This window comes from Bradyrhizobium sp. S3.7.6 (assembly GCF_054061875.1).
The window spans coordinates 5,041,793-5,067,385 of the sequence record NZ_JBSSEQ010000001.1 but is presented as its reverse complement, the minus strand read 5'-3'; the positions used below and the strand labels follow the sequence as shown (position 1 = coordinate 5,067,385).

Annotated in this window: 25 protein-coding genes and 1 pseudogene; 10 read left to right on the top strand and 16 right to left on the bottom strand. The window is 64.9% G+C overall.

Features of this window, described 5'->3' with window-relative positions; genetic code table 11:
- Positions 1 to 36 precede the first annotated feature (36 nt).
- Complete coding sequence (locus ACVJ5M_RS24620; RefSeq protein ID WP_085399005.1) at positions 37 to 819, top strand: transporter substrate-binding domain-containing protein; 783 nt, start codon at positions 37 to 39, stop codon at positions 817 to 819.
- Between the two features lie 25 nt (positions 820 to 844).
- On the opposite strand, the gene ACVJ5M_RS24615 is transcribed toward ACVJ5M_RS24620, so the two are convergent.
- The gene (locus ACVJ5M_RS24615) at positions 845 to 1,831 is read right to left on the bottom strand and encodes an alpha/beta hydrolase family protein (protein ID WP_354096469.1); all 987 of its coding nucleotides are present in this window, start codon (positions 1,829 to 1,831) and stop codon (positions 845 to 847) included.
- A 224-nt stretch (positions 1,832 to 2,055) separates the two neighbouring features.
- Between ACVJ5M_RS24615 and ACVJ5M_RS24610 the strand changes: the two genes are divergently transcribed.
- Complete coding sequence (locus tag ACVJ5M_RS24610; RefSeq protein WP_354097569.1) at positions 2,056 to 2,943, top strand: DUF2147 domain-containing protein; 888 nt, start codon at positions 2,056 to 2,058, stop codon at positions 2,941 to 2,943.
- Positions 2,944 to 3,268: 325 nt separating this feature from the next.
- The gene (locus ACVJ5M_RS24605; protein WP_354099694.1) at positions 3,269 to 3,529 is read left to right on the top strand and encodes a hypothetical protein; all 261 of its coding nucleotides are present in this window, start codon (positions 3,269 to 3,271) and stop codon (positions 3,527 to 3,529) included.
- A gap of 95 nt (positions 3,530 to 3,624) precedes the next feature.
- On the opposite strand, the gene ACVJ5M_RS24600 is transcribed toward ACVJ5M_RS24605, so the two are convergent.
- Complete coding sequence (locus tag ACVJ5M_RS24600; RefSeq protein WP_063983236.1) at positions 3,625 to 4,029, bottom strand: (R)-mandelonitrile lyase; 405 nt, start codon at positions 4,027 to 4,029, stop codon at positions 3,625 to 3,627.
- 18 nt (positions 4,030 to 4,047) lie between these two features.
- On the bottom strand, positions 4,048 to 4,746 hold the full coding sequence (locus ACVJ5M_RS24595) for a ribonuclease activity regulator RraA (protein ID WP_063983235.1): 699 nt from the start codon (positions 4,744 to 4,746) through the stop codon (positions 4,048 to 4,050).
- Positions 4,747 to 5,004: 258 nt separating this feature from the next.
- Here ACVJ5M_RS24595 and pxpB point away from each other — a divergent pair, with 258 nt between their 5' ends.
- The 3 genes and pseudogenes from pxpB (at position 5,005) to ACVJ5M_RS24580 (ending at position 7,574) form a co-directional block, all read left to right on the top strand.
- Complete coding sequence (pxpB, locus tag ACVJ5M_RS24590; RefSeq protein WP_063983234.1) at positions 5,005 to 5,736, top strand: 5-oxoprolinase subunit PxpB; 732 nt, start codon at positions 5,005 to 5,007, stop codon at positions 5,734 to 5,736.
- A pseudogene (locus ACVJ5M_RS24585) lies at positions 5,733 to 6,771 on the top strand (5-oxoprolinase subunit C family protein). Before pxpB ends, ACVJ5M_RS24585 begins: the two are co-directional and overlap by 4 nt.
- A gap of 32 nt (positions 6,772 to 6,803) precedes the next feature.
- Positions 6,804 to 7,574 (top strand): LamB/YcsF family protein, encoded by a 771-nt coding sequence (locus tag ACVJ5M_RS24580; RefSeq protein ID WP_063983232.1) that lies wholly within the window; start codon positions 6,804 to 6,806, stop codon positions 7,572 to 7,574.
- On the opposite strand, the gene ACVJ5M_RS24575 is transcribed toward ACVJ5M_RS24580, so the two are convergent.
- From ACVJ5M_RS24575 to ACVJ5M_RS24555, 5 genes are all read right to left on the bottom strand, one after another.
- A complete protein-coding gene (locus ACVJ5M_RS24575; protein ID WP_014495196.1) occupies positions 7,575 to 7,727 on the bottom strand; it encodes a hypothetical protein in 153 nt (50 codons plus the stop codon).
- 329 nt (positions 7,728 to 8,056) lie between these two features.
- On the bottom strand, positions 8,057 to 9,664 hold the full coding sequence (locus tag ACVJ5M_RS24570; protein WP_063983231.1) for a sulfite reductase subunit alpha: 1,608 nt from the start codon (positions 9,662 to 9,664) through the stop codon (positions 8,057 to 8,059).
- The gene (locus tag ACVJ5M_RS24565) at positions 9,661 to 11,442 is read right to left on the bottom strand and encodes a NirA family protein (RefSeq protein WP_354097571.1); all 1,782 of its coding nucleotides are present in this window, start codon (positions 11,440 to 11,442) and stop codon (positions 9,661 to 9,663) included. Before ACVJ5M_RS24565 ends, ACVJ5M_RS24570 begins: the two co-directional genes overlap by 4 nt.
- A 333-nt stretch (positions 11,443 to 11,775) precedes the next feature.
- Entirely contained in the window at positions 11,776 to 12,939 is a 1,164-nt protein-coding gene (locus ACVJ5M_RS24560; RefSeq protein ID WP_354096464.1) for a CmpA/NrtA family ABC transporter substrate-binding protein, read from the bottom strand.
- Entirely contained in the window at positions 12,936 to 13,526 is a 591-nt protein-coding gene (locus ACVJ5M_RS24555; RefSeq protein WP_027559205.1) for an ANTAR domain-containing response regulator, read from the bottom strand. Before ACVJ5M_RS24555 ends, ACVJ5M_RS24560 begins: the two co-directional genes overlap by 4 nt.
- 111 nt (positions 13,527 to 13,637) lie before the next feature.
- Between ACVJ5M_RS24555 and rimO the strand changes: the two genes are divergently transcribed.
- A complete protein-coding gene (gene rimO, locus ACVJ5M_RS24550) occupies positions 13,638 to 14,963 on the top strand; it encodes a 30S ribosomal protein S12 methylthiotransferase RimO (RefSeq protein WP_166341298.1) in 1,326 nt (441 codons plus the stop codon).
- Positions 14,964 to 15,201: 238 nt separating this feature from the next.
- Here the strand turns inward: rimO and ACVJ5M_RS24545 are convergent, their stop codons facing one another.
- The 4 genes from ACVJ5M_RS24545 to ACVJ5M_RS24530 all read right to left on the bottom strand — a co-directional run bounded on the left by ACVJ5M_RS24545 (position 15,202) and on the right by ACVJ5M_RS24530 (position 17,879).
- A complete protein-coding gene (locus ACVJ5M_RS24545) occupies positions 15,202 to 15,621 on the bottom strand; it encodes a carboxymuconolactone decarboxylase family protein (protein ID WP_014495189.1) in 420 nt (139 codons plus the stop codon).
- A complete protein-coding gene (locus tag ACVJ5M_RS24540; protein WP_071913796.1) occupies positions 15,554 to 15,985 on the bottom strand; it encodes a MerR family transcriptional regulator in 432 nt (143 codons plus the stop codon). Before ACVJ5M_RS24540 ends, ACVJ5M_RS24545 begins: the two co-directional genes overlap by 68 nt.
- A 142-nt stretch (positions 15,986 to 16,127) precedes the next feature.
- On the bottom strand, positions 16,128 to 16,895 hold the full coding sequence (locus tag ACVJ5M_RS24535) for an SH3 domain-containing protein (RefSeq protein WP_354097573.1): 768 nt from the start codon (positions 16,893 to 16,895) through the stop codon (positions 16,128 to 16,130).
- A gap of 42 nt (positions 16,896 to 16,937) precedes the next feature.
- On the bottom strand, positions 16,938 to 17,879 hold the full coding sequence (locus tag ACVJ5M_RS24530; protein WP_063986364.1) for a hypothetical protein: 942 nt from the start codon (positions 17,877 to 17,879) through the stop codon (positions 16,938 to 16,940).
- Positions 17,880 to 18,003: 124 nt separating this feature from the next.
- Between ACVJ5M_RS24530 and ACVJ5M_RS24525 the strand changes: the two genes are divergently transcribed.
- Together ACVJ5M_RS24525 and ACVJ5M_RS24520 are read left to right on the top strand one after the other, a co-directional pair.
- The gene (locus ACVJ5M_RS24525; protein WP_354099696.1) at positions 18,004 to 19,161 is read left to right on the top strand and encodes a tetratricopeptide repeat protein; all 1,158 of its coding nucleotides are present in this window, start codon (positions 18,004 to 18,006) and stop codon (positions 19,159 to 19,161) included.
- Positions 19,162 to 19,450: 289 nt separating this feature from the next.
- Positions 19,451 to 20,641 (top strand): acetylornithine transaminase, encoded by a 1,191-nt coding sequence (locus ACVJ5M_RS24520; RefSeq protein WP_354096460.1) that lies wholly within the window; start codon positions 19,451 to 19,453, stop codon positions 20,639 to 20,641.
- Positions 20,642 to 20,791: 150 nt separating this feature from the next.
- Here ACVJ5M_RS24520 and ACVJ5M_RS24515 read toward each other — a convergent pair whose 3' ends face one another.
- The 3 genes from ACVJ5M_RS24515 to pcsA all read right to left on the bottom strand — a co-directional run bounded on the left by ACVJ5M_RS24515 (position 20,792) and on the right by pcsA (position 23,346).
- Positions 20,792 to 21,766 (bottom strand): quinone oxidoreductase family protein, encoded by a 975-nt coding sequence (locus tag ACVJ5M_RS24515; protein WP_354096459.1) that lies wholly within the window; start codon positions 21,764 to 21,766, stop codon positions 20,792 to 20,794.
- A gap of 81 nt (positions 21,767 to 21,847) precedes the next feature.
- Entirely contained in the window at positions 21,848 to 22,582 is a 735-nt protein-coding gene (locus ACVJ5M_RS24510) for a TerC family protein (RefSeq protein WP_063983222.1), read from the bottom strand.
- Positions 22,579 to 23,346 (bottom strand): phosphatidylcholine synthase, encoded by a 768-nt coding sequence (gene pcsA / locus ACVJ5M_RS24505; protein ID WP_283016529.1) that lies wholly within the window; start codon positions 23,344 to 23,346, stop codon positions 22,579 to 22,581. The genes ACVJ5M_RS24510 and pcsA overlap by 4 nt, the downstream gene beginning before the upstream one ends.
- A gap of 87 nt (positions 23,347 to 23,433) precedes the next feature.
- On the opposite strand from pcsA, the gene ACVJ5M_RS24500 reads away from it, so the two are divergent.
- Complete coding sequence (locus ACVJ5M_RS24500) at positions 23,434 to 24,618, top strand: UbiH/UbiF family hydroxylase (RefSeq protein ID WP_354096458.1); 1,185 nt, start codon at positions 23,434 to 23,436, stop codon at positions 24,616 to 24,618.
- A gap of 6 nt (positions 24,619 to 24,624) precedes the next feature.
- Here ACVJ5M_RS24500 and ACVJ5M_RS24495 read toward each other — a convergent pair whose 3' ends face one another.
- Positions 24,625 to 25,578 carry an AEC family transporter gene (locus ACVJ5M_RS24495; RefSeq protein WP_071913784.1) on the bottom strand — a complete coding sequence of 318 codons (954 nt, stop codon included), beginning with the start codon at positions 25,576 to 25,578 and terminating at the stop codon, positions 24,625 to 24,627.
- Between the last annotated feature and the right edge of the window lie 15 nt (positions 25,579 to 25,593).

Genomic DNA, 25,593 nt, shown 5'->3' with positions numbered 1-25,593 from the left:
CTGCACAATGACAGCTCGGGCATGGGTGGAAAAGAGATGATCGTTCGAATCGTGGCGGCTTTGGCCGCGGTCCTGCTGGCGAACTTTTCGGTATATGCACAGCAGCCGGCGCCATCGCGCCTCGACGAGATCGTCAAGCGCGGCACTTTGCGCGTCGGCATGACCGGCGACTACAAGCCTTTCACCTACCTGGACAAGGCGACACAGCAGTTCAACGGCTTCGACGTCGACATGGCGGAGGCGCTCGGCAGGGCGCTCGGCGTCAAGGTCGAATTCGTGCCGACGGCCTGGCCGAAGCTCATGAAGGACTTCGAGGCCGACCAGTTCGACATCGCCATGGGCGGCGTCTCGGTCACGCTCGACCGGCAGAGGAAGGGCTTCTTCTCGATGCCGATCATGCGTGAAGGCAAGACGCCGATCGCACGCTGCGCCGACGTCGGCAAGTACCAGACCATCTCCGACATCGACAAGAAGGGCACCCGCGTCATCGTCAATCCCGGCGGCACCAATGAGCGGTTCGCGCGCGCCAACATCAAGGACGCCGAGATCAACGTCTTCCCCGACAACACCGTGATCTTCGACGAGATCGCCAAGGGCAACGCCGATTTGATGATGACGGACGCCTCCGAGACCCGCTACCAGCAGAAGCAGCATTCCGGCGTGCTCTGCGCGGTGCATCCCGAGAAGCCGTTCGACTTTTCGGAGAAGGCCTACTGGCTCCAGCGCGACATGGCGCTGAAGGCTTTCGTCGACCAGTGGCTGCACATCTCGATGGAGGACGGCAGCTACAGGAAGATCTACGCCGCCTGGTTCGACTAAAGCGATGTTCTCGCCGCGTGCGCCATCACTCCAGGCGCGCGCGGAAGAAGGCGACGGCTGCGCCGTTGAACACGTCGTGAAACACTATCCGATCAAACCCTGGAGGATCGGTGCACGGGATCGGCGCGGCCTCGGCAAGCTTGGGTGGGCATGGAGCAATGAAGGAGAAATGCGTGGAGTTCGGCACGATCCGGTAGTCGGGCTGCGCAGGAAGCAGCGGCACCAGCGCATCGACAGCATCGGGTACGGCGCCATCACCGCCAAACGCCGAACGCCACAAGAGAATTGGGATCGTCACGCGAGCCAGACGCTCGCGGCTGAACAGGCCGTCAAAAAGTGCCGGATCCGCCAGTATGGCGGCTCTGATACGGGGATCGTGGACTGAGGGCTCGGTCGGTACCCGGCTCTCGCGAATGTCCCGGCATTTTGGCGTCGTGGCTCCGTCGCTGTCGCAGAACGGAGCGAGCGCGCCGAAATCGGGGTTGCCGCCGATCACGACGAGACCGGTATAGGCGCCGCGCGAGAACCCGAACAAACCAACCCGCTTGGGGTCCAGGACCGCCGCTTCCTTCCAGGCGCCGAGCATGAAATCCGTAAGCCGCTTCATGTCGGCGGGACGCTCGACCAGGACGGAGAACTCATCGGTCCGGCTGCTGTCCCTGGCAGTGTCGCCCGGGTGATTGATCGCGGCGACCACGAAGCCGGCATCGGCCAACGCGGCCGCCGTGTCGACGTGGCCCAAAAACGAGCCGCGCCGTCCGTGCGACACGACGATCAGCGGCAGTCGATTGCCCGCTACCGGACAGTCCTTCACGCCCGGCAGGACGACACCGCCGTCGAGAGCGACCTCGGAGGGCGGCGCCGCACAAGGTGTCCACACCATGCCCGTGAGCGCGGGGCCGCTGGCGTCCGCCGGCACTTCGATAAACCGGAGCCCAGCCGCGTGCGCCAGCGTCGCAGCAAGGCAAGCGACTACGATCAGAATAAGTCCGCCAAGCCGCGGCCGGAACATCAGCGTGCGCTTTCGGAAGCTTCAACCACAACGGTTGTACCTGCCCATCCCATACCCCGTCCAGAGGTGCGCCGCGCCGCCGTCCAACTCTGGACGGAGTCCGGCGTTATTGAACCCGAACCCGCTGGAGCACGACTCATACGGACAACAGTGATCTAGATCACTTTTTGCGATCGAACCGGCGCGTAAGCCTCGGTACGGGGCCAGTTGTTCAGGAGACCGAAATGAGGAAGCTGTTGGCCACGGCCGCATTCCTTTTGGCGAGCACCGCTGCGCAGGCGCAGTACACTTTCGAATATGGCGGGCGCACCATCCGCATCGATCCGGACCGCGGCACGGTGCAGATCCCCGGCGTCTACGATAACACCGGCCAGGGCAAGGCGAAGAAAGCCAAGAAGAACGAGACGACCCCGGGCCAGCAGGCGCCGCAACAGGCCAAGGTTGATCCGCAACCGCCGGCCGCTCCGGCGCCAGCTCCCGCCCCTGCCGCAGCGCCGCCCGCAACCGAACAGGCGCCCGCCGCTGCAGCGCCGCCGCCAGTTCCGCCCCCGCCCGCTCCGCCGCCGTCCGCAACCGCCAGCAACGCGCCGGCCGAAACGGCCGTGTTGCCGCCGCCTGCACCTCCTCCGGCGCCCGCTCCGGTCGGGCAGCAGGCAGCGCCCGCCGTGGCGCCGCCGCCGGCCCCGACTGTGGCTGCTGCACCCCCGGCGCCGCCTCCAGCCCCCGCTCCGGCCCCCGCACCCGTTCAGGCGGCTGCCGTCGCACCGCCGGCTCCTGCAGCCGCGCCCGCGCGCGATCTCAATTCACCGCTCGGCATCTGGCTCACCGAGGAGAAGGAAGGCAAGGTCCGCATCGAGCAATGCGGCAGCAATCTCTGCGGCTATTCGGTCGACAGCAAATCGAACCAGAACGGCGAGCAAGTCCTGATCAACATGAAGCCCGGCAAGGACCAGAACAAGGATCAGAAATGGTCCGGTCGCATCCTCGATCCCAACTCCGGCTCGACCTACGATTCCACGATCGCGATGAGGGGCACCGACCGCCTGCGCGTGCAGGGCTGCGCCTTTGGCGGCATGTTCTGCGGCGGCCAGACCTGGACGCGCGTGGACTGAGTCCGGCTTCGACGTTCGAACCGAGACATGGGGCCCGCGATCCGGACCCCTTTAACTTTTGTCCGCGATCTCTTTGCGGAGTGCGCCACCTCACAGAGCCCCTTGCGCACGTGACAGCCCTCACATCGCGGGTTCCGCGCTCATGCCACGATCCCCCCATGGTCAACCAACGGGGCGTGTCATGAACAGATTTTGCAAAGGTCTCTTCGCCAGCATTGTAGCCATCGCCGTCCCCCTGACGCAGGCGGGCGCGGCGACCTCCACCTTCGACGGCGCATGGAATGTCCGCATCTCATCATCGAGCGAGACTTGCGGTAACGGCGCAATGGTCTCGATCGGCATCAGCAACGGTCAGATCGCATCGAGCAGCGCTGTGGTTTCAGCATCCGGCCGCGTGGCCGATGCCGGCAGCATCAACGTCACCTTGAGCACCGGGATCAAACGCGCCGTCGGCTTCGGCCGGCTCAGCGGCGCTTCAGGCTCCGGCACATGGCGCGGCCCCCCTGTGCACGGGCACGTGGACGGCGGAGCGGATGTGATTTGCCGCGTCCCGGACGCGCTGCAACGCGCAGCGTTGCTGCGCTGAGCCGGGACCCAAGGGCTCTTGCTTTGAGGAGACTTGTGGGCCCCGGATCAGCAACGCCGCGCTTACGCGCTGCATTGCATCCGGGGCACGAGAGATTAGCCCAGCGCCGCGCCGTACTCCGCGTCGGTCACCGGCTCCAGCCAGGTCGAATAGACGCCGTCGAGCGCTTCCTGCATGGCGATGTGGCACATGCTGTTGTTTGGCGAAGCGCCATGCCAGTGCAGTTCACCCGGCGGAATCCAGACGGTGTCACCGGGACGGATCTCCTTGACGGGGCCACCCTTGGTCTGGACGCGGCCGACGCCGGAAATCACGTAGAGCGTCTGCCCAAGCGGATGGTGGTGCCAGTTGGTACGCGCGCCCGGCTCAAAGGCGACGCGCGAGCAGTTCAGCCGCGCCGGCGCCGGCGCCATGATCACGGGGTCCTGCAACACGGTGCCCGTAAAATTTTCCTTCGGCGCGCGGCGGGTCGGCCGCGTGCCTGCGACGGTGATTTCCATGGGATACCTCGTTTCCTGTTACTTCTTGCTGGCGGCGTAGCGCGCCTTGGTTTCGGCGTTCATGGGATAGAGGCCCGGCAGCACCGCGCCGTTGTTCACCTCGTTGACGATCCAGGCTTCCATCCGCTCCTGCTCGACGCCCTCATTGAGCACGTGATCGAGCATCGCCTGCGGGATCAGCACGCAGCCGTCCTGGTCGGCGACCACGATGTCGTTCGGGAACACCGCAACGCCGCCGCAGCCAATCGGCTCGCCCCAGCCGACGAAGGTGAGGCCTGCAACCGACGGCGGCGCGGCATAGCCGTCGCACCACACCGGAAGATTGGTGCCGAGCACGCCCTCGACGTCCCGCACCACGCCGTCGGTGACGAGTGCGGTCACGCCGCGTTTCATCATGCGCGCGCAGAGGATGTCGCCGAAGATGCCGGCATCGGTGATGCCCATGGCATCGACCACGGCAATACAGCCGTCCGGCATCGCCTCGATCGCGGTGCGGGTCGAGATCGGCGAGGACCAGGATTCCGGCGTCGCCAGATCCTCGCGCGCCGGCACGAAGCGCAGCGTGAAGGCCGGCCCGACCAGCCGCGGCAGGCCCGGACGCAGCGGACGCGCGCCGCGCATCCACACGTTGCGCAGGCCCTTCTTCAGCAGGACCGTGGTGATGGTGGCAGTGGTGATGGCGGCGAGGGTCTTGCGGGCTTCGGGGGACAGCGACATGGACGAGAACGAGCTCCGGATGGGCGGGAAAGAACGCGGGCATCTTGCGAGCCGCAGCCCTTGCGTCAAGGGCCAAAGGGCCAGCAAGAACGCAGGGCCGCTGGGCTGTTATGCGACGCGATAACAACGCTTTATCGTTTCCCCTTGCATTAATTTATTGGACTTGCGGGCGCATTTACGCGAAGCAAGGAAAAGCGGAACTCAAGGCTGAGCCCGCATTTCCTGAGAAGCCCGATTTCGACAGCCCTTCGACAGCTCATGGCCGCGACGCTTCCCCCGCCCCGCCTTCTGCCCAGTGGCGACAGCGCCGTCACGGTCGAATTCAGCCGCACCATCGATGACGCCGCCAACGAGCGCGTGCTCGCGCTCGACAAGGCGCTCGCAGCAAGCCCCATCGACGGCATCACCGAGACCGTTCCGACCTATCGCTCGCTGCTGGTGCATTACGACCCCGGCAAGATCGGCTTCGACGCGCTCGGCGAAAAGCTGCTTGCACTCGCCAGCCAGCCGCTGCCGCCGGCCACGAAGGCGCGGCGCTGGCGCATTCCCGTCGCCTATGGCGGCGAACACGGCATCGACCTCGAGGATGTCGCCAAGGCGCTGAACACCACGCCCGACGACATCGTCGCCCGTCACATCGCCGGCGACTACCGCGTTGCCATGATCGGTTTCACCCCGGGTTGGTCCTATCTCAGCGGCCTCGACAAATCCCTTCACATGTCGCGGCGGCAGAGCCCGCGGCTGTTCACGCCCGCCGGCACGATCTCGATCGGCGGTATCCAGGCCGGAATCCAGTGCCTGGCCGCGCCAAGCGGCTGGCACCTGCTCGGCCGCACGCCGGTCAGAACCTATCAACTCCACCGGAATCCGACCTTTCTCACCGAACCCGGTGATCGCGTGACGTTTTTTGCCATCGACCACAAGACCTTCGAGGAACAGGATCGCGCCGCCGAGGCTGGCGAGATCATCGCCGAGCAGGTGGTCGCATGAGCCGGCTCGTGATCGCCAGCATCGGTCCCGCAAGCTCCGTTCAGGACGGCGGCCGCCACGGCGCGCAGCGCTACGGCCTGACGGTCAGCGGGGCGATGGACCGTCTGTCGCTGGCGGCAGCGAACACGCTGGTCGGCAACGCGCCGTTCGCGGCCGTCGTCGAGATCGGCCCCTTCGGCGGCCACGTTCACTGCCAAAGACGGCGCCGTGCGCGTCGCGATATCAGGCGCGCCGCGCAATGCGGACGTCGCCGGTAAGCCGGTGGCCATGGACACGTCAGTGACGCTCAAGGACGGCGAGACGCTGACGCTGGGCTTTGCCCGCGGCGGCGCGTTCACTTATCTGGCGATCGAAGGCGGGATCAAAGGCGAACTGGTGTTCGGCAGCCTTGCGGTGAACGCCCGCGCGGGCCTCGGCAGCCCCTACCCGCGCCCGCTGCAGGCCGGCGATGAATTCACAGTTGATGCCGCAAGCGGCGCGCCCGAGCTGCGCATCGAGCTGCCGAAGCCTGCAACAGGTCCGATCCGCGTCCTGCTCGGACCGCAGGACGACGAGTTCGACGACGCCAACAAGGCGCTGTTCCTCGATAGCGAGTGGAAGATCTCGGCGACCTCCGACCGCATGGGCTACCGGCTCGAGGGCCCGGCGATCAAGCATCTGCATGGCCACAACATCGTCTCCGACGGCACCGTCAACGGCAGCATCCAGGTCCCCGGCAACGGCTCGCCGATCGCTCTGATGATGGATCGCGGCACGTCCGGCGGCTATCCGAAGATCGCAACCGTGATCACGGCCGATGTCGGCCGCCTCGCACAGACCTCGGCGGGAACCGCGTTCCGCTTCCTTGAGGTCACCATGGCCGAGGCGCAGGAGGAGGCGCGCAAGTTCGCGCAACTCATCCGCAACCTGCCCGATCGCCTGCGCTCTTCCGATACCGTCGAGCTGAACATCGAGGCGCTCAGCGATGCTAATGTCGCGGGCTATGCGGTGAGCGCCATGGATGCCGGGACCTGGCAGGTCACGGCGGAGCCGTAAGCGACAAGACGACCAGAGGCGGAGAGCACCCCATGAAGACGATCGATCTCAACTGCGACCTCGGCGAAGGTTTTGGCGCGTGGGAGATGGGCAACGACGCCGCGATGATCGAGCTTGCCAGCTCGGTCAACGTCGCCTGCGGCTTCCATGCCGGCGACCCCGACATCATGCGCCGGACGGTCGAGCTCGCGAAGGCGCGCGGCGTCTCGGTCGGCGCCCACCCTGGCTACCGCGACCTGCACGGTTTCGGCCGCCATCCGATCGCGGGCCTGAAGGCTTCCGAGATCGAGAACCTCGTCGCCTACCAGATTGGCGCGCTGCAGGCTATCGCGACCGCGGCCGGGCACAAGGTCACGCATGTGAAGGCGCATGGCGCGCTCTCCAACGTCGCCTGCGAGGATGACATGACGGCCAAGGCGATCGCCGCCGGCATTAGGGCGGTCGACCCGAGCCTGATCTTCGTCGTGCTCGCCAATTCAAAGCTGGTGAAGGCCGGCGAAGAGGCCAATCTGCCGATGGTGCACGAGGTGTTCGCCGACCGCGCCTATGAGGACGACGGCAACCTCGTCTCGCGCAAGAAGCCCGGCGCGGTGCTGCACGATGCCAAGGCCATCGCCGACCGCGTGGTGCGCATGGTGCAGGACGGTGCGGTGGTTTCGGTCACTGGTAAGGTGATCAAGATGCGCACGGACACGGTGTGCATCCACGGCGATACGCCGGGCGCAGTCGACATCGCGCGCGGCCTGCGTCAGGCGTTGAAGGATGCGGGAATCGAGGTCGCGCCGTTCAAGCGCGGGGCGTAATCAGAACGGATGCACCGAGAGCGTGCCGAACACGATGGCCGCGATGACCGCGAAGGCGCTGTAGAGCCCAACGTGATGCATGCTCGCCCCGGTCCGACGCGAGAGCGAGCGCGCGTAGAAGTGCAGCCTGGCTTCCGCCGATAGTTCGCGCATGGTCGATCTCCAACGCCCCATTTGTGGGAGTATGAAGGATCAACCCTGGCGGGAGGCAAGATGGCGGAGAAAATAGCGATGGAGGTTCTCTGAAGGCGCCCCGTCGCAGGTGCAAATTCTCTGCACCCAAGGGTTCCGAGAATCTTATTCGTTAAGATCCGAGCCAGCTGGAACCGGCCCGGATGACGGTGGGATGACAGCCGGGCGGAGGCCTTCAGCCCCCTCCAAACAAAATTATCGAAAACAACCCCATGCACAGTAGAAGCGGCCAACGGCGCGACGTCCGGCGGTTGCGCCGCCGGGACGATTTGCGCTGATCGGCTCGCGCCTTAGTAGACGTCAGCCTGGAAGCGGCCCGTCTTCTTGAGCTCGGCGACGAAACTGACGGCCTCATCCGTCGAACGCGCCCCGAACTGCGCGACGATGTCGACCAGCGCGCGCTCGACGTCCTTGGCCATGCGTTTGGCATCGCCGCAGATGTACAGATGCGCGCCTTCGGCAAGCCAGGTCCACACCTCGCGGCCGACCTCGCGCATGCGGTCCTGCACGTAGAACTTCTTCTCGCCGTCGCGCGACCAGGCCAGCGACATGCGCGTCAACAGCCCCGAGGTCTTCATCGCGTTGAGCTCTTCCTGATAGAAGAAATCGCAATCGCTGCGCTGATGGCCGAAGAACAGCCAGTTCTTGCCGGGCGCGCCGGTCGCCTTGCGGTCGAGCAGGAAGGCGCGGAACGGCGCGATGCCGGTGCCGGGGCCGATCATGATGACAGGCGTCTTCGGATCCTGCGGCAGGCCGAAACCGTGCGCCTTCTGCACATAGACCTTGAGCTTCTCGCCCTCGGCGATGCGTTCGCCGAGGAAGGTCGAGGCCACGCCGATCCGCTTGCGCTTGCCGATGACGTAACGCACGGAGTCCACCGTCAGCGACAGCTTTCCGGGCGTCGCATTGTGCGAGGACGAGATCGAATACAGCCGCGGCTGGAGCGGCTCCAGCGCCTCGACGAAGGCCTCCGGATGCGGCCGCGTGCCCGAAAACTTCTGGAGCGCCGCCATGACATCGAGCGTGGCGGCGTCACCATCGGGATCCTCGCCCTGTGCCAGCGCCCGCGCCTTCTCGCGCTGCGCGCCGCCGGTGATGAAGGAGATCAGCTCGAACAGCGTGTCGGGCGCCGGCGACAGCGAGACGTCGTCGATCAGCACTTCGCGCAGCGTCTTGCCGTTGACCTTGGTGGTGTGGGAGGCGCCGAGCAGCGCGATGATCTGATCGACGAGGCCGACCTCGTTGCGTGCGAACACGCCAAAACTATCGCCGACGACATAGTCGAGCTTGCTCTCGGCGAGATCGAACTCGACGTGATAGGTCTCTTTCTCAGACTTCCCCTTGTTGAGCAGGCGCCGCGACAGGAACGTCGCCGCGATCGGATTGTCGCGCGAGCGGCCGGGCTCGGCGATCGTCACCGTCACGGCCGGCGCCGCCACCGCATCCACCTTGTCGGCCGCCTTGGCCGCCGGCGCCTTGTCCAGCTCCTCGTACAGCGACTTCAGCATCCGCGCGGTTTCCTTGCCGCCGGGGACGCAGAGATTGAGCCGTGCTTCGCTACGGCCCGCGATCGCCTCCGAATAGTCGTGGCAATTGTAGCCGCACTGCCCGCAATCCTGCTGCGCCATCGCGGCCATCATCTTGCGGCGCACGGGACGGCCTTCGGCGAGCTTCATCCGGTCCGCAATCGGCATGGCCTGGTCGTGCCATGGCGCTTCACCGTCGTCGCCGTCACCGGCTTGCATGACGGCGGCACCCTGCTCCGCCGACAACGGCGTGGCCACATCAGGCGACAGCAGCCCGGCAAAGAAGCCGTTGAGCCAGGAGCGCTGCGCGTCGGAGAACGGCGCGCTGGCGGGAATGATGTCGAGTTTCGGCGGGGGCGTGATCTGGTTCATGCGGACACCTGTGCATCGGCAAGCTTGCGCAGCGTTTCGCCATCATGGCGGCGCGCAAAGGACAGGAAGGTCTCGTCGGGCGACGAGCGGTGGGCGATATAGGCCTTGAGCAGTCCCTCGACCGTCTTCGGCGCGTCTTCGGCCTTGAGGTCGTGATAGACCTCCTGCCCGACATCCGCATCGGGACCGAACCCGCCGCCGGTGAAGAGGTGATAGCCGTCCACCGTGTCTTCGTCGTTGATCGGCACGCGCGCTCCGATCAGGCCGATGTCGCTGATGTAATGCTGCGCGCAGGAATGATGGCAGCCGGTGACGTGGATGTTGACCGGCTTGTCCATGGCGACGCGCGGCTCGCACCAGTCGCCGATCTCGGCGGCATTGCGCTTGGTATTGGAAGCCGCGAAGCGGCAGCCGGCACTGCCGGTGCAGGCGATCAGGCCAGCGCGGATGTGCGAGGCCTCGACCGCGAGCCCGATCTGCTTGATCGCCGCGATGGCGAGCTCGACATTCTCGTCGCGCACGCCCGATATCAGCAGGTTCTGCCAGACGGTCAGGCGGATCTCGCCGTCGCCGAGGTCCTGCGCCACTTTGGCCAAACCCCGCATCTGATCGCAGCTGTTCTTGCCGAGCGTCAGCGAGACGCCGATCCAGTTCAAGCCGTCCTGCTTCTGCTTGTGCACGCCGATATGCGCCATGCGGTCCGCGGCTGGCCGCGGCGCAAACGCCTCTTCCGGCACGCGCGTGAACGGCGTCTTCAGCCGCTCCTCGACAAGCTTGAGGAAGCCGTCATGACCCATGGCATCGAGCACGTATTTCAGCCGCGCCTTGTTGCGGTTGGTGCGATCGCCATGATCGATGAACACGCGCACGATGGCGTCGGCGACGGCGGTGGCCTGCTCCGGCTTGACGATGATGTTGGAGTATTTTGCAAAGTCCTTGTGGCCGGTGATGCCGCCGAGGCCGAGGCGGAACCAGACACCGGGCTCGACGCCAAATCCATCCTTCACCTCGAACGCGGTGAAGGCGATGTCGTTGGTTTCCTCCAGCACCGCGATCCTGCCGGCGCCGTCGAAGGCGACGTTGAACTTGCGCGGCAGGCCGTAGAGCGAGCGATCGTTGAGGATGTGGTAGTGCCACTCACGCGCATAGGGGCGCGTGTCGATCAGTTCCTGCGGGTCGATGCCGGCCGTCGGCGTCCCCGTCACGTTGCGGATGTTGTCGGCGCCAGAGCCGCGCGAGCACAGGCCGAGGTCCTGGATGCCCTCGATCAGCCTGATCGCATTCTTCGGCGGGATCTCGCGGAGCTGGAGATTGGCGCGCGTCGTGACGTGACTGTACGGGCCGCAGAGATCGTCGGCGAGATCGGCAAGGCCGGACAGCTGCCAGTGCTTCATGATGCCGTTCGGGATGCGCAGCCGGCACATGTAGGAGTCCTGCGTCGGCGCGACGTAGAAGATGCCGTAATAGCGCCAGCGGAAATTGTCCGCCGGGCTCGGCGGCGCGTTGTCGAGCGCCTGCTGCCGCAGTCGCGGATAGGCATCGAACGGATGCTCGTCGCGCTTGAACTTCTCCTGGTCGGCGAGCTTCTTGCCGGCTGCGATGACCTTGTCCTGCGCCTTGATGTGGACGGCGTCGGGGCCCGTGGGCTCGGCATTGGCCTTGCCGGCGCTGCCGCCGAGACCGCGACCGACCCGGCTGATCTGCAAACCGGTCGTGAAGCCTTCGAGATAGCGTTTCTGCTCGTCGGAAAAGTCGACTGAGAGCGTATCGATTTTCATGGTCGGTAACGAAGCTCCTGCGGCCACCGGGTGGCATCGACGGAAAATTGCGCGACCCGCGAGGAACTCGGCTGGCTCAAGAAGCCGGCTGCGCACCCAACGGTCCGGTCAGCTTCGTTGCTGCGGGACTTGGCTCAGCAGGCGTCTGTGACAAGCTGGCCGCACTGCAACATACAAGTTGCGTGCCAGCTTCGATGAAATGAAAATTGCTTTGATTTCAGATGGATACAGACGAGCCCGGAAAATCGCGGTCTGGAACTCTCATGAAATTCGAGCAGGCGGCCCAAAATTTAGCCGATGATCTCTTCCGCCTAAAAACGATGCAGAACCGAATCAGGCCTTCCAGCGTCCGACCTCGAAGGCCTCCAGATGCCCGCGGATGTTACCGGGATCGAAGGCCGGGCCCGCAAATGCCCCGAACGCCGCGGGGGCTTCAGCGGGCGATGGCTGACCGAGGGCTGCGTCGTAGAGATCGGGCCTGAACACGGCCATCGCGGTCTTGACGCCGTCCGGCGTCAGTGCGGTCTGCCCCCAGCGCACCATCTGCGCATAGAGCCAGGCCGCCTGGACCGGATCGGGGCGCCCTGCCCCTTCGCGTCCGACCAGGAGATACCGACCGCTCTCGCGGAGGGTGCCGTCGGGAGAAATCTTCAGGCGCCCGGTGAGGGTTCGCTGAATGACTTCGGCATCGACGCCGATCCGTTCCGGCTGCGCCAGGATCCGCGCCGCTTCAGACAGGTTCGCGGGGTTCTCGATGAACTCGGCGCCCTTCACGGCCGCGCGCACCAGCGCTGCCACCACATCCGGATGCTTGTCGGCCCAGACCTGACGAACCGCCAGCACCTTCTCTGCAGCGCGCACGAGAATGTCGGAGACGAAATGCAGGATGTGGCCTATGCCGAGATCGACCGCGACCGAGTTCCAGGGCGCGCCGACGCAGAACGCATCGACATGGCCATTGGCGAGGCTATCGACCATGTAGGGCGGCGGCAGCACCACGAGACGCACATCCTCGTCCGGATCGACGCCGGCCGCCGCCATCCAGAACCGCAGCTGGTAATTGTGGGTCGAGAACGGGAAGGTCATGCCGAAGGTCAGCGGATCGGCACCTAGCTTGCGCCGCTTCGCGACGACCTTCGCCAGCGCGTTCGCCGTGACAAGCGGATCGAAGCGGTCACCGTCGATCTCCTCCATCAGCGCGGCGTGAAGCGCAGGCGAGACCGTGATCGCGTTGCCGTTGATGCCGAGGTTGAAGGGCGCCGCGATCGGCACCTTGACGTGGCCGAGCCCGAGCGAGGACGCGATCGCGACCGGCGCCAGCAGATGCGCGGCGTCGAACAGGCCGATATTGAGCTTGTCACGCACGTTGGACCAGGAGACCTCGCGCACCAGCTCGACCTCGAGCCCTTCGGCGGCAGCAAAGCCCTTGTCGACGGCGACGATCAGGGCGGCGGCGTCGACCAGCGGGATGAACCCGATGCGGAGGGGACCGGTCATTTCAGCATCTCCGACGCGGTGATGATCGATTGCGCGATCTCGCCGATTTTCTTCTTCTCGCGCATCGCCGTGGAGCGCAGCAGCACGTAGGCCTCGTCCTCGGTGAGGCCCTTGACCTTCATCAAAATTCCCTTGGCCTTCTCGATGATCTTGCGGTCCTCGAGCTGCGACTTGGTGCGCTCCAGCTCCTCCTGGAGTTTTGCGAAGGCGTTGAAGCGGGACACGCAGAGGTCGAGGATCGGCTTGATGCGCTCCTTCTTCAACCCGTCGACGATGTAGGCGGATACTCCCGCCTCCACGGACGCCTGGATCGAGGCTGAGTCGCTCTGGTCCACGAACATCGCGATCGGCCGCTTCACGGCGCGGCTGACCTGGAACATCGCCTCAAGCACGTCGCGGCTGGGGTTTTCCAGATCGATCAGGATGATGTCGGGATCCACCGCATAAATACGGGCGAGCAGGCTCTGCATCTCGCGGATATGGACGACTTGCGTGAATCCGGCCTCCCGCAACCCTTCCTCGAGGATCGCAGCCCGGATCGGGCTTTCGTCGACAATCACGATTTTAGGCGACTGTTCGGCGCTCATAGCTCACTCACCACCCGGCGATTCATCCATAGCATGCCGGAGGGCGATGCAAAGGGTTGTAATTATGGGCAATTGGGACTAGCTCAGGCCTGTCAATCAGGCAGATCAGATATGGATCAGACGGCTGCGCCCAAGGTCAGCTTCGTGTCGCTCGGGTGTCCCAAGGCATTGGTGGATTCCGAGCGCATCATCACGCGCCTGCGCGCCGAGGGCTACGAGCTCGCCCGCAAGCATGACGGGGCTGACATCGTCATCGTCAATACGTGCGGCTTCCTCGACAGTGCCAAGCAGGAATCGCTTTCGGCGATCGGCGAGGCCATGGCCGAGAACGGCAAGGTGATCGTGACCGGTTGCATGGGCGCGGAACCCGAGCAGATCGAGCAAGCCTATCCCGGCGTGCTCTCCATCACCGGCCCGCAGCAATATGAGAGCGTGCTGGACGCCGTGCACCGCGCGCTGCCGCCCGCCCACAATCCGCATCTCGATCTGGTGCCGCCCCAGGGCATCAAGCTGACGCCGCGCCACTACGCGTACTTGAAGATCTCCGAGGGCTGCAACAACCGCTGCACGTTCTGCATCATCCCGAAGCTGCGCGGCGATCTCGTCTCGCGTCCGGCCAACGACGTGTTGCGCGAGGCCGAGCGCCTTGTCAGCGCCGGCGTCAAAGAGCTGCTGGTGATCTCGCAGGACACCTCCGCCTACGGCGTCGATCTCAAATACGCCGAGAGCCCGTGGAGGGATCGCCAGGTCCGCGCCAAATTCCTCGACCTCGCGCGCGAGCTCGGCGAGCTCGGCGCCTGGGTCCGGCTGCAATATGTCTACCCCTACCCGCATGTCGACGAGGTCATCGCGCTGATGAACGAGGGCAAGGTGCTGCCCTATCTCGACATCCCGTTCCAGCATGCGAGCCCCGAGGTGCTGAAGGCGATGAAGCGCCCTGCAGCGCAGGACAAGACGCTGGCGCGGATCAAGCGCTGGCGCGAGGAATGTCCCGATCTCGCTTTGCGTTCGACCTTCATCGTCGGCTTCCCCGGCGAGACCGATGCCGATTTCGCCTATCTGCTTGACTGGCTGGATGAGGCCGAGATCGATCGCCTCGGCTGCTTCAAATACGAGCCGGTTGCCGGTGCGACGTCGAATGCGATCGAGAACCCCGTGCCCGAAGAGATCAAGCAGGAGCGCTACAACGCGCTGATGGCCCGCCAGCAGAAGATCTCCGCGCGCCGGCTGAAGCGCAAGGTCGGCACGCGCCAGCAGATCATCATCGACGAGGTCGGCCCGACGGTTTCAAAAGGCCGCTCCAAGGCCGACGCGCCGGAGATTGACGGCGCGGTTTATCTCTCCAGCCGCCGCCCGTTGCGCGTCGGCGAGATCGTCACCGCGAAGATCGAGCGAGCCGACCAATACGACCTGCACGGCAGCGTCGCGGGATTCTGAAACCCTCTGTCATTGCGAGCGCAGCGCACCATCACCGTCATCCTGAGGCGCTCGCTCTGCGGCGCAACCGCGCCGTAGAGCGAGCCTCGAAGGACGACGGCCCGGCATCCCGGCCGCTCATCCTTCGAGGCTCCCCATGGGACGCCTTGCGTCCCATGCCTCGCACCTTCACCGACGAGCGCTACGCGCTCGCGGGGATGACGGGTCCGCTATCGCCTTTGCCGCGCTCGCGATGACGTCACGTCGCTTCTCCCGACGCCTGCCGTCCGTCATGCGCGGAAAACACCTCCTTGGCTGCGAACAGCCCGTTCACCGCCGCCGGGAAGCCCGCATAGACGGCCATCTGCATGATGATCTCCACGATCTCGTCGCGAGACAGCCCGACGTTCAGACCCGCCTCGATATGCACTTTGAGCTGAGGCGCGGCATTTCCGAGCGCCGTCAGCGCGGCGATCGTCGCGATCTCTCGATCGCGCAGGCCGAGGTCCGGGCGGCTGTAAATGTCGCCGAAGGGAAACTCGATCACGTATCGTGCGAAATCCGGAGCGATGTCGGCGAGTGAGGCGACGACCTTTTCGCCGGCTCTGCCGTCAATGCGTGACAGGGCCCGCTGGCCGCGATCGAAGCGGCTTTCGGCTTGTGTTTGGGCGTGCGTCATTTTCCTTCGTCCTCTGTTCATCGCCGGCATAACCGGAGATCTTGGTATCAAGGACGAGCAGGCATTCCTGGAGTTCGGCAATCTGCGTGCGAACCTGTTCCCGGTGGATTTCCAGCATCTGCCGCCGGGCTGGCCCGGTGGCATCGCCTTCATCACGAAGCGCCGCATAACGCAACATGTCCCGGATCGGCATTCCCGTGGTCTTGAGCCGACCGAGGAATGCGATCCAGGTGAGGATCGATGCGTCAAAGTCACGCTGGCCGGAACGATCCCGGTCTGCGTATGGCAGCAGCCCGACGCGCTCATAATAACGCAACGTGTGCGTCGACAAGCCGGTTCGTTTTGCGAGGTCGCCGATCTTCATGTGTGCCCGTTCTCGTACTGACGCACGTACAGATACCCCTTCGAGCGCACTCTAAGTCAAGGGGGATCGCAAGGGGGATCGAAGGTGCCGTTCCCGCGAGGTCAAGACGGCGCGACAGCAGAAGAACACCGGTTCGACGCGACTAGTCGCCGGCAAAAAAGATTCCCTCGATGTCTTCCGCTTGCTGACCTCCGGCCAGACTGACCCAACCAGTCAGTCCGTTCTTGTCCCGAACGAGGAAATGGTAGCGCTCGGACGAGTCTTCCTCACGTCGGTCGCTTGCGACGAGCACCTCAACGAACTCACCTTTCGGAATGGTGCCGACCGCATTCGTCGCAGCCTTATCGAAATAGAACGTCAGGTCATGCAGCGTCTTTGACTTGAGGCCGACGTAATGAAACGGCTGGTTAACCTCCTTCAACCGGTCGTCGTCAAGGCAGTACTTGCGTCGATGGTCGAACATCGTATTGACGTGACCGGAGGCGTAGACGCACCCGTCGCCAGGTATCTCGAATCGGAGGCCTTCGATCTGGTCTTGATAGAGATCGCCCGCGCCTCCAATCAGGTTAAATACGCAATTGTAGTCGGCACTACCGCCGGAGCTGCAGACAACCAGGAAGTACCTCTCCGACCGAAGGCGAAGCTTCGTTTCAAAAACGTAGGTGAGAATAACGCCGCCAGCATCGGCCTCATCGCTGTTTTTCTTTTCGTCCGGTGTGATCACGTGAGGCCGCGTGAGCGCGGGATCGGTAGCCAGCACGATCGGAAGGTCGGCAACGGCGCTTTCCACGAGCTCGGTTTGCGCGTCTGCGGCCGAGGCCGCTGACATCAGCAGGATCGCGACAATCAACCGGTGACAAAGGCCGCGCATCAGCGAACTACCCCGACGAGAAGCTAATTCAATCAGCAACCTGATTGCACGGCTCCGTGACGGGATTCTGACGGTGTTCCGTCACGCCAGCCATTTCGGCACCCACCGCTCCGGGCGCGGGGCGCGGGCGAGATCGGCCTTTGCTTCGGAGAGCTGCGCCGGCTCGCCGCCGATGATCGGACGCACATCGTATTCGAAGTTCGGCATGACGCGGCCGTCGACATAGAGGCCGAATTTCATCGCGTGCCACAGCCCGAGCTCGGGCTGTGCCTTGCGCATCTCCTCGCGCAGATCGCGCAGCAGCGATTCGATCGAGGCGGCCTCCTCGAACGGCTGCGGGCCGAGGGTCAGGACGCGGGCCTCGTACTGCTTGCCGACGATCGCGACCTCGAAGCGGGTCTTGTCCCAGGGCTTCTTGCCCTTGGGCAGATGCGCGGCGAGCCGCCAGCCGAGCTCGGCCATCAAGCGATGATTGGCCCAATAGTCTTCGCGATCCCGGCTCCATTTTTCCACGAAGCCGCGGAAATCGGGAAGCTCTGCAGCACCGTCGTCACACGCGGCCTTGTCGCCGATCGGCTGTCCCGCAAGCCATTTCGCGAGCTCGTCGGTCTGGCACTCGACCTCGTCATGCGGCTTGAGATCGCTCCAGGCCTTGTCAAATTGCTGTGACGTCAGCTTCGCCAGCAAGCCGTCGAGGCTCGGCGCGAGCAGCTCGTAGTCGCCCTCGGAGCCCAGCCCCACGATCGGCGGGTTGTCGCGATCAAGACCTGCGCCATACCAGCCGCCGACGGCCGAGCCATCCGGCAGCCGCATGAACAGTGAAAACCTGTCGCGCAAGGGACTGCCGTCGAAGATCGGCGCCTGATCGGAGAACTGGCCTTGCAGCGAGAAACGGCCGACGCTGCCCCACGGGCGCCCGTTCAGCCAATCGGCAAAGTCGACCAGCAGGGATGGCGCCTCGATGCCCGGCGGAAACGCGCCGCGAATGCTGTCGAGGTCGATCGGGTAAGGCGTATCGGACAAGGTCTTCAAACTATCTGGTTGGTCCCGCCTTCTTGGTCTGATCCGTGATGCATTCGGTTCGAACCAAGTCGCGTCCTTCGATCACAAACGCGCTAGAGGCGCAATGGTTTCGATGTGGAAAACAATGAAACACACTGAAACGTCAAGGATTCGCTTCAAGCTGTCTGCGATCGGCATCGCAATGGCCGTGTTCGCCCTGTCCGCCCCCGCCACCGCGCGATCGCCGTCAACCGCGCAGGCACGCCAATGGTGCTATGGCGACGACGACGGGGGAAACGAGGATCAGCGCATCGCCGGCTGCTCGGCCGTGCTCAAGGCCGATCCCTCGAATGTGCGGGCGCTGGCCAATCGCGGCGAGATGTTTCGGCGAAAAGGCGACACGGAGCGTGCCCTGGCGGACTTCAACCGTGCCATCGATCTCGATCCGAAAGACGCCGACCTCTGGTACAATCGCGGCATCGCCCACGACGATCTCGGCGACACCGACCACGCCATTGCCGACTACACACGCGCCATTCGGCTGAATTCCCGCGACGCGCTCTACTACAACAACCGCGGCAATTCCCACATCCACAAGAACGACTCCGAGCATGCGATGGCCGACTACGATCAGGCCATCAAGCTCGACCCTAAATTTGCGCTGGCCTATTTCAATCGCGGCACTGCCTATCGCAACCATGGCGACGACGCTCGCGCACTGGCGGATTTCGATCTCTCGATCAAGCTCGACCCGAATTACGGCCCGGCCTACGGCAACCGTGCACGCGTCTTCCGCGACCGCGGCGACCGTGCGCGTGCGCTCGCCGACTTCGCAAAATCGCTTCAGCTCGGTCCGAACAACGATCGCGATTTCTTTGCGCGCGCGAACATGTATTTCGACACCCACGACTATGCGCAGGCGCTGGAGGATTACGATCGCTCGATCAAGGCCAATGCGAGCTATCCGGGCGTGTTCAATTCGCGTTGCATGACGCGTGCGATCCTTGGCCGCCTGCAGGAGGCGCTGGCCGATTGCGAGCAGTCGCTGCGGATGGCTCCCAACGACCCCTATACGCTGGACAGCCGCGCCCTCACGAATCTGAAGCTCGGCAATCTCGACGCGGCGATTGCGGATTACGACGCGGCGCTGAGCGCAAAGCCTGAGCTCGACGGCTCCCTCTACGGCCGCGGACTGGCGAAGCGAAAGAAGGGCGACAGTGAAGGCGCTGAGCAAGACATCGCGGCCGCCAAGGCAATCAACGCCGGCATCGCGGACAGTTTTGCGCGCTACGGCGTTCAGTGACGTGCTCCGATCTCGCCGCCGATGCACGCCGGACGGGTGTTTTTCAAAACGCCCGCTTGACAAGTCCCGCCGTTCGCATGTATTGCCGCGCCCCATGATCAACGCTCGGACCCATCAGCGCACCGAAATGCTCCGCCGTCGCTTCCGCGACGACGAGAGGGTGCGCCATGTCCGACGACGCCGCTGAACCACTGAATTCAGCCGAGTTTTCGAGAAAGGCCGCACCCGCAAGGTGCGGCCTTTCTGCTTTTTGCGCCCCTTTTCCACCCCGTCCCCACAGGAGTTCGACATGACCACGCATCCGTATGACGCGCTGATGGAGATCACCGCACGGCCCAAGGCCGTGTTCGTCCGCGGCGCCGGCTCCTACCTCTGGGACGACAGCCGCAAGCGCTATCTCGATTTCGTGCAGGGCTGGGCCGTCAACTGCCTCGGTCACTCCCCGCCCGCGATCGCCGATGCGCTTTCCGCGCAGGCCAAGCGGCTGCTGACGCCGAGCCCGGCGTTCTACAACGAGCCGAGCCTGAAGCTTGCCGAGCGGCTTGTCGCAAACAGCGCGTTCGACCAGGTGTTCTTTGCCAACTCCGGCGCCGAAGCCAACGAGGGCGCGATCAAGCTCGCGCGCAAATACGGCAGCCTGCACAGGAACGGCGCGTTCGAGATCATCAGCTTCGCAGGCGGCTTCCACGGCCGGACGCTGGCGACGATGTCAGCCTCGGGCAAGAAGGCGTTCGAACCGCTGTTCGAGCCGAAGGTCGCCGGCTTCAAGAAGGCGAAGCTGAACGACATCGCCTCGGTCGAAGAGCTGATCAACGACAACACCGTCGCGGTGATGCTGGAGCCGATCCAGGGCGAGTCCGGCGTGTGGCCCGCGACCGATCAGTTCCTGCAGGAACTGCGCGCGCTCACCGACGCGCACGGCCTGCTGCTCATTTTTGACGAGATCCAGACCGGCATGGGCCGGACCGGAAAACTCTTCCACTACGAGCACACAGGCATCGCGCCCGACATCATGACGCTCGGCAAAGGCATCGGCGGTGGCGTGCCGCTCGCGGCCCTGCTCGCAACCGAACGCGCGTCCTGCTTCGAGCACGGCGATCAGGGCGGGACCTTCAACGGCAACCCGATCATGTGCGCGGCGGGGCTCGCGGTGCTGGAAGAGATCAGCAAGCCCGACTTCCTGAAGACGGTCACCGAGACCGGCCTGCTGCTCGAAAGCGAGTTGCAGAAGGTCTCGGCCCGGCACGGCCTCGGCGGCGTGCGGGGACGTGGCCTCTTGCTCGCGCTCGACCTCAAGCTGCCGATCGCGCCAGGCATCGTCGCGCAGGCGTTCGAGGCCGGCGTGCTCCTGAACGCGCCGCAGCTCGACACGCTGCGCTTCATGCCGGCGCTGAACGTCACGCGGGCCGAGATCGCCGAGATGATCGATTGTCTCGACGGGATTTTGACCAGGGCCGGCGCGGCACGGCGGGTGGCGTGAGGCCAGTCTCGTGCCCCGGACGCAGCGCAGCGCCCCTTCGGCGGTGCGCTGCAGAGCCGGGGCCCAGCCGGGGAGATGGGTCCCCGCTCTGCGCAGCAGCGTTTCACGCTGCGGCGCGTCCGGGACACGGGAGCCGAGTTTGACGAGAGACTACGGCTTCAGGATCGACGCGCCGGTGGTCTTGCGGCTTTCGAGATCGATATGCGCCTTGGCGGCGTCCTTGAGCGCGTAGGCGTGGTTGATCGGCACGTGCAGCTTGCCGTTGATGACGGCGGCGAACAGCGTATCGGCGCCTTCCAGCAGCTCCTTGCGCGTGCCGACGTAGTCGTTGAGCTTCGGCCGCGTCGCAAACAGCGAGCCGTGATTGTTGAGCTCGGCGATCGAGAACGGCGGCACGGGCCCCGAGGCATTGCCGAACGAGACGAACATGCCGCGCGGCTTCAGGCAGGACAGCGAGCCCGGGAAGGTCGCCTTGCCGACGCCGTCATAGACGACGTCGCAGCCCTCGTTGCGGCTGATCTGCTTCACGCGCGCGGCGAAATCTTCTTCGTTGTACAGGATGACGTGGTCGCAGCCATTGGCCTCCGCAAGCTCGGCCTTCTCGCGCGAGCCGACCGTGCCGATGACGTGAGCCCCGAGCGCCCTCGCCCACTGGCAGGCCAACAGGCCGATGCCGCCGGCTGCGGCATGGATCAGCACGCGGTGATGCGGCTCGACCTTGAAGGTCTTGTGCAGGAGATACCAGACCGTCAGCCCCTTCAGCATCAGCACGGCGCCCTGCTCGTGCGTGATGTGGTCGGGCAGCTTGACCAGCTTCTCCCAGGGGATGTTGCGCTCGCCGGTATAGGCACCGAGATTGTGGTAGTAGGCGACGCGGTCGCCGGGATGGAAATGCGTCACGCCGGGCCCGACGGCTATGACCTCGCCCGACGCCTCGTTGCCGGCGATGAAGGGCAGCCCCGGCGCCTTGTAGAGGCCGGTGCGATAGTAGACGTCGATGAAGTTCAACCCGACCGCATGCTGGCGGATGCGCACCTCGCCGGAAGCCGGCGCCGGGACATCGACGCTCTCATAGACCAGGGCTTCGGGGCCTCCGACCTTGTGCACACGGACGGCTTTGGTCATCACCTGACCTCCTCTCGGTCTTCTCGCCGCTGAGCGAAAGACATCGCGCCCGCCTTGTCAACTCGACCCAGATTGGAACGGCTAAACGGACGACTTGCGGACTTTCCTGCGGTTGCGCTTCGCCAGCACGTTGAAGAATTCCACTGCCGCCGAGAACGCAATTGCGAAGTAGATGTAGCCGCGCGGAATGTGGAATTGGAATCCGTCCGCGACCAGCGCGACGCCGATCAGCACCAGGAACGCCAGCGCCAGCATCTTGGTGGTCGGATGCTCGGCGACGAATCGCGACACCGGCCCCGACGAAATGTACATGATCAGGCAGGCGATCACGACCGCCGCGATCATGATCTCGATGTCCTGCGCCATGCCGATCGCGGTGATGATCGAGTCCAGCGAGAACACGATGTCGATGACGATGATCTGGACGATCACCCAGAAGAACGCGCTGCCGCCGGACTCCCGGTCGCCCTCGCCGTCATCGGCTTCGACCTCGGCGTGGATCTCGTGCGTCGCCTTGGCGATCAGGAACAGGCCGCCGCCGATCAGGATGAGATCGCGCCAGGAGAAGCCGTAACCTGAAAATGAAAACACCGGCGCGGTCAGGCCGATCAGCCAGACCAGCAGGCTGAGCAGGATGATGCGGAAGATCAGCGCCAGCGCGAGCCCGATCTGGCGGGCGCGGTGGGCCTGCTTCTCGGGGATGCGTGACACGATCACCGACAGGAAGATGACGTTGTCGATGCCGAGCACGATCTCGAGCGCGGTCAAGGTGAGCAGCGCGGCCCAGGCTTCAGGACTAGTGAGGAGGTGCATCATGCGAAGGATCTTGCCAGGCGGATCAAGGCGTCGCTGAAGCTGATCCAGAGCGCGATGGCGCAGAGCACGATGGTCACGCCGGTGCCGACGCGAAAATCCATCTCCAGCACATAGAGGCCGAGCACGGCCCAGATCGCGATCAGCGACATCGTCAGCCAGCGCAGCCGAACCACCCGCACCGGATGCAGCACGTGGAACGGCACGAAGGTCAGCACGACAAGCGCCGCGACCAGCAGCGTCGATACCAACGGCGGCCAGTGCAGCAGGAACAGATAGAACGCCGCCGCATTCCACAGCGCCGGAAAGCCGCGGAAATGATTGTCGTCCGCCTTCATGCGCAGATCGGCGAAATATAATGCGCTGGTGACGATGATGGCGATGCCGAGCAGCGGCGCGGCCACCGGCAGCAACAGCCCGCTCGCCACGATCGCATAGGCCGGCACGAACACATAGGTGACGAAGTCGACCACGAGATCGAGCACGTCTCCCGACCAGTTCGGCTGCACATCCTTGACCTTCAGCAGGCGGGCGATCGGCCCGTCGATCGCATCGATGATCAGGGCGACGCCCAGCCACTGAAACATCGCCGCCCAATGCTCGCGCACGGCCTCCAGCATCGCCAGCAGCGCGATGGCCGCGCCGAATGCGGTGAAGATGTGCACCGAGAAGGCCGCGGCGCGGATCGCCGGTCTCGGCTTCAGGGAATCCTCTTGGGTATCCATGGCTTCTGCTATCAGAATGGGACCGGTTTGCACATCCGCCATTGCGGCGCGCGGTCGCACAATTCGCCACAAAATCAAGGAAATATAGCCGGGCTTGAATTTGCCGCGCAGCATGTCAATTGTCGTTCCATGACAGATGCATCGACACTCCATGACGCGGCCGTGATCGGCGGCGGACCGGCGGGACTGGCGGCCGCCATCGCACTGGCGCAGGCCGGCGCGCGGACCGCGCTGGTGGCGCGGCGCGTGCCCTATGCCGACAACCGCACCACCGCCCTGCTCGGCGCCTCCGTCGATCTCCTGGAGAGCCTCGACGTCTGGCCGCGCTGCAAGGGCAAGGCGGCAGCACTCGAAATCATGCGCCTCGTCGACGACACCGGCCGGCTGTTCCGGGCGCCGGAGGTCAGGTTCTCCTGCCACGAAATCGCGCTCGACGCCTTCGGCTACAACATCGACAACCGCTCGCTGATGCTGGCGATGGAAGAACGCGCGGCCGAGTTGTCCAACCTCGTCCGTTGCGATGACGAGGCCGAAAGCATCGTCATCGAAGCCGACGACGTCGCGGTCCGCACGGCGTCCGCTGAATTCCTCTCGGCCCGGCTCGTGGTCGGTGCCGACGGCCGGCACTCGCTGTGCCGGGAAGCCGCCGGCATCGCGGTGACGCGGCGCGACCTGACGCAGACCGCGCTGACCTTCAACGTCGGCCACGCGCGCCCGCATCGCAACGTCTCGACCGAGTTCCACACGCCGCATGGCCCTTGTGTGTTCGTGCCCCTGCCCGGCGACCGCTCCAGCATCGTCTGGGTCTCGGCCCCCGCCGAGGCCGAGAGGCTTCGCGGCTTGAGCGACGCGGAGCTGTCCGCCGCGATCGAGAAGCAGTCGCATTCCATTTTGGGACGCATGACGGTCGAGCCGGGCCGCAACCTATTCCCGCTGGCGATCGAACGTCCAAGATCCTTCGGGCGCGACCGCATCGCGCTGGTCGGCGAAGCCGCCCATGTGGTCCCGCCGATCGGCGCCCAGGGCCTCAACCTTGGTCTGCGCGATGCCGCTGACATCGCCAGGCTCGCGGGCGAAGCCATCGCTGCGGGCCAGGATCCCGGCGCGCCCGACGTGCTCAAGCGCTACGACCGGGCGCGGCGTCCGGATATTCTGAGCCGCACGTTCGCGATCGACATCGCCAACCGTTCCCTGCTCAACGATTTCCTGCCGCTCCAGCCGGTCCGCGCGGTCGGCATGCACCTGCTCGGCGCCATCGGCCCGCTGCGGCGCTTCGCCATGCGCGAGGGCCTAACCCCGACGTGGCGGCGATAGGCTCGCTTACGGAAACGCCAGCCGGCCGGTCTGGATCGCCCACATCACGCTGGTCAGCGTGACCACGGACGCGAAGGTCCCGAGCAGCACCGCGACGGAGGCGGATTCGATCCAGGCGTCGTTCTGCCGGGCGATCACGAACACGTTGAGCGCCGGCGGCAGCGAGGCCATCAGCACGGCGGTCGCGGCCCAGGGCTGCGCGAACGGTCCGAACGCCAGCATCAGGCCGAACGCTGCGAGCGGGTGGATCAATAGCTTCACCGCGATCACGCCCGGCACCTCCCACGGCACCCGGTTGAACGGGCGGAGCGCCACGGTCACACCGAGCACGAACAGCGCGGTCGGTGCGGCTGCGTTCTGAAGGAACGTGATGGTGCGATCGAGTGCGACCGGCAGCTCGATATGAAGCGCCGCCACGGCCGCGCCAAAGCAGGCCGACATGATCAGCGGGTTGAGCACGATCTGCTTCAGCACCACGCCGAAGGCATGGACCAGCGAGGGATGGTCGCGGTCGGAGAGCTCGATCAGCAGCGGCACGATCGTGAACAGGAAGATGCTGTCGCAGCAGAAGATCAGCGCGGTCGGCGCCGAGGCCTTCGGCCCAAGCACGGCGAGCGCCAGCCCCGGCCCCATGTAGCCGATATTGCCATAGCCGCCGGAGAGGCCCGCAAGCGTCGCCTCGCGCAGCGTCAGCCGTCCCAGAACCTTGCCGACGACCAGCGCCAGGGTGAATGCCGCAACCGTGGACAGCGTGGTCGCGACCAGGAACGGCGGGTTGTTCAATTCCGCAAACGGCGTCTTCGACATGATTGCGAACAGCAGCGCCGGCAGCGACACATAGAGCAGGAAGAAGTTCATCCAGGCGAGGCCCGATTCCGGTAGCGATTTGGCCTTGCCGCAGGCGAATCCGACGAAGATCAAGCCGAAATAAGGTAGTGCCAGATTGAGGATATCGACCATTGATGAAGTGTTTTC

Excerpts from the sequence above, each read along its gene's own strand:
- ACVJ5M_RS24620 (WP_085399005.1), top strand. The coding sequence starts at position 37 with ATGATCGTTCGAATCGTGGCGGCTTTGGCCGCGGTCCTGCTGGCGAAC.
- ACVJ5M_RS24615 (WP_354096469.1), bottom strand. The coding sequence starts at position 1,831 with ATGTTCCGGCCGCGGCTTGGCGGACTTATTCTGATCGTAGTCGCTTGC.
- ACVJ5M_RS24610 (WP_354097569.1), top strand. The coding sequence starts at position 2,056 with ATGAGGAAGCTGTTGGCCACGGCCGCATTCCTTTTGGCGAGCACCGCT.
- ACVJ5M_RS24605 (WP_354099694.1), top strand. The coding sequence starts at position 3,269 with ATGGTCTCGATCGGCATCAGCAACGGTCAGATCGCATCGAGCAGCGCT.
- ACVJ5M_RS24600 (WP_063983236.1), bottom strand. The coding sequence starts at position 4,029 with ATGGAAATCACCGTCGCAGGCACGCGGCCGACCCGCCGCGCGCCGAAG.
- ACVJ5M_RS24595 (WP_063983235.1), bottom strand. The coding sequence starts at position 4,746 with ATGTCGCTGTCCCCCGAAGCCCGCAAGACCCTCGCCGCCATCACCACT.
- pxpB (WP_063983234.1), top strand. The coding sequence starts at position 5,005 with ATGGCCGCGACGCTTCCCCCGCCCCGCCTTCTGCCCAGTGGCGACAGC.
- ACVJ5M_RS24580 (WP_063983232.1), top strand. The coding sequence starts at position 6,804 with ATGAAGACGATCGATCTCAACTGCGACCTCGGCGAAGGTTTTGGCGCG.
- ACVJ5M_RS24575 (WP_014495196.1), bottom strand. The coding sequence starts at position 7,727 with ATGCGCGAACTATCGGCGGAAGCCAGGCTGCACTTCTACGCGCGCTCG.
- ACVJ5M_RS24570 (WP_063983231.1), bottom strand. The coding sequence starts at position 9,664 with ATGAACCAGATCACGCCCCCGCCGAAACTCGACATCATTCCCGCCAGC.
- ACVJ5M_RS24565 (WP_354097571.1), bottom strand. The coding sequence starts at position 11,442 with ATGAAAATCGATACGCTCTCAGTCGACTTTTCCGACGAGCAGAAACGC.
- ACVJ5M_RS24560 (WP_354096464.1), bottom strand. The coding sequence starts at position 12,939 with ATGACCGGTCCCCTCCGCATCGGGTTCATCCCGCTGGTCGACGCCGCC.
- ACVJ5M_RS24555 (WP_027559205.1), bottom strand. The coding sequence starts at position 13,526 with ATGAGCGCCGAACAGTCGCCTAAAATCGTGATTGTCGACGAAAGCCCG.
- rimO (WP_166341298.1), top strand. The coding sequence starts at position 13,638 with ATGGATCAGACGGCTGCGCCCAAGGTCAGCTTCGTGTCGCTCGGGTGT.
- ACVJ5M_RS24545 (WP_014495189.1), bottom strand. The coding sequence starts at position 15,621 with ATGACGCACGCCCAAACACAAGCCGAAAGCCGCTTCGATCGCGGCCAG.
- ACVJ5M_RS24540 (WP_071913796.1), bottom strand. The coding sequence starts at position 15,985 with ATGAAGATCGGCGACCTCGCAAAACGAACCGGCTTGTCGACGCACACG.
- ACVJ5M_RS24525 (WP_354099696.1), top strand. The coding sequence starts at position 18,004 with ATGAAACACACTGAAACGTCAAGGATTCGCTTCAAGCTGTCTGCGATC.
- ACVJ5M_RS24520 (WP_354096460.1), top strand. The coding sequence starts at position 19,451 with ATGACCACGCATCCGTATGACGCGCTGATGGAGATCACCGCACGGCCC.
- ACVJ5M_RS24515 (WP_354096459.1), bottom strand. The coding sequence starts at position 21,766 with ATGACCAAAGCCGTCCGTGTGCACAAGGTCGGAGGCCCCGAAGCCCTG.
- ACVJ5M_RS24510 (WP_063983222.1), bottom strand. The coding sequence starts at position 22,582 with ATGATGCACCTCCTCACTAGTCCTGAAGCCTGGGCCGCGCTGCTCACC.
- pcsA (WP_283016529.1), bottom strand. The coding sequence starts at position 23,346 with ATGGCGGATGTGCAAACCGGTCCCATTCTGATAGCAGAAGCCATGGAT.
- ACVJ5M_RS24500 (WP_354096458.1), top strand. The coding sequence starts at position 23,434 with ATGACAGATGCATCGACACTCCATGACGCGGCCGTGATCGGCGGCGGA.
- ACVJ5M_RS24495 (WP_071913784.1), bottom strand. The coding sequence starts at position 25,578 with ATGGTCGATATCCTCAATCTGGCACTACCTTATTTCGGCTTGATCTTC.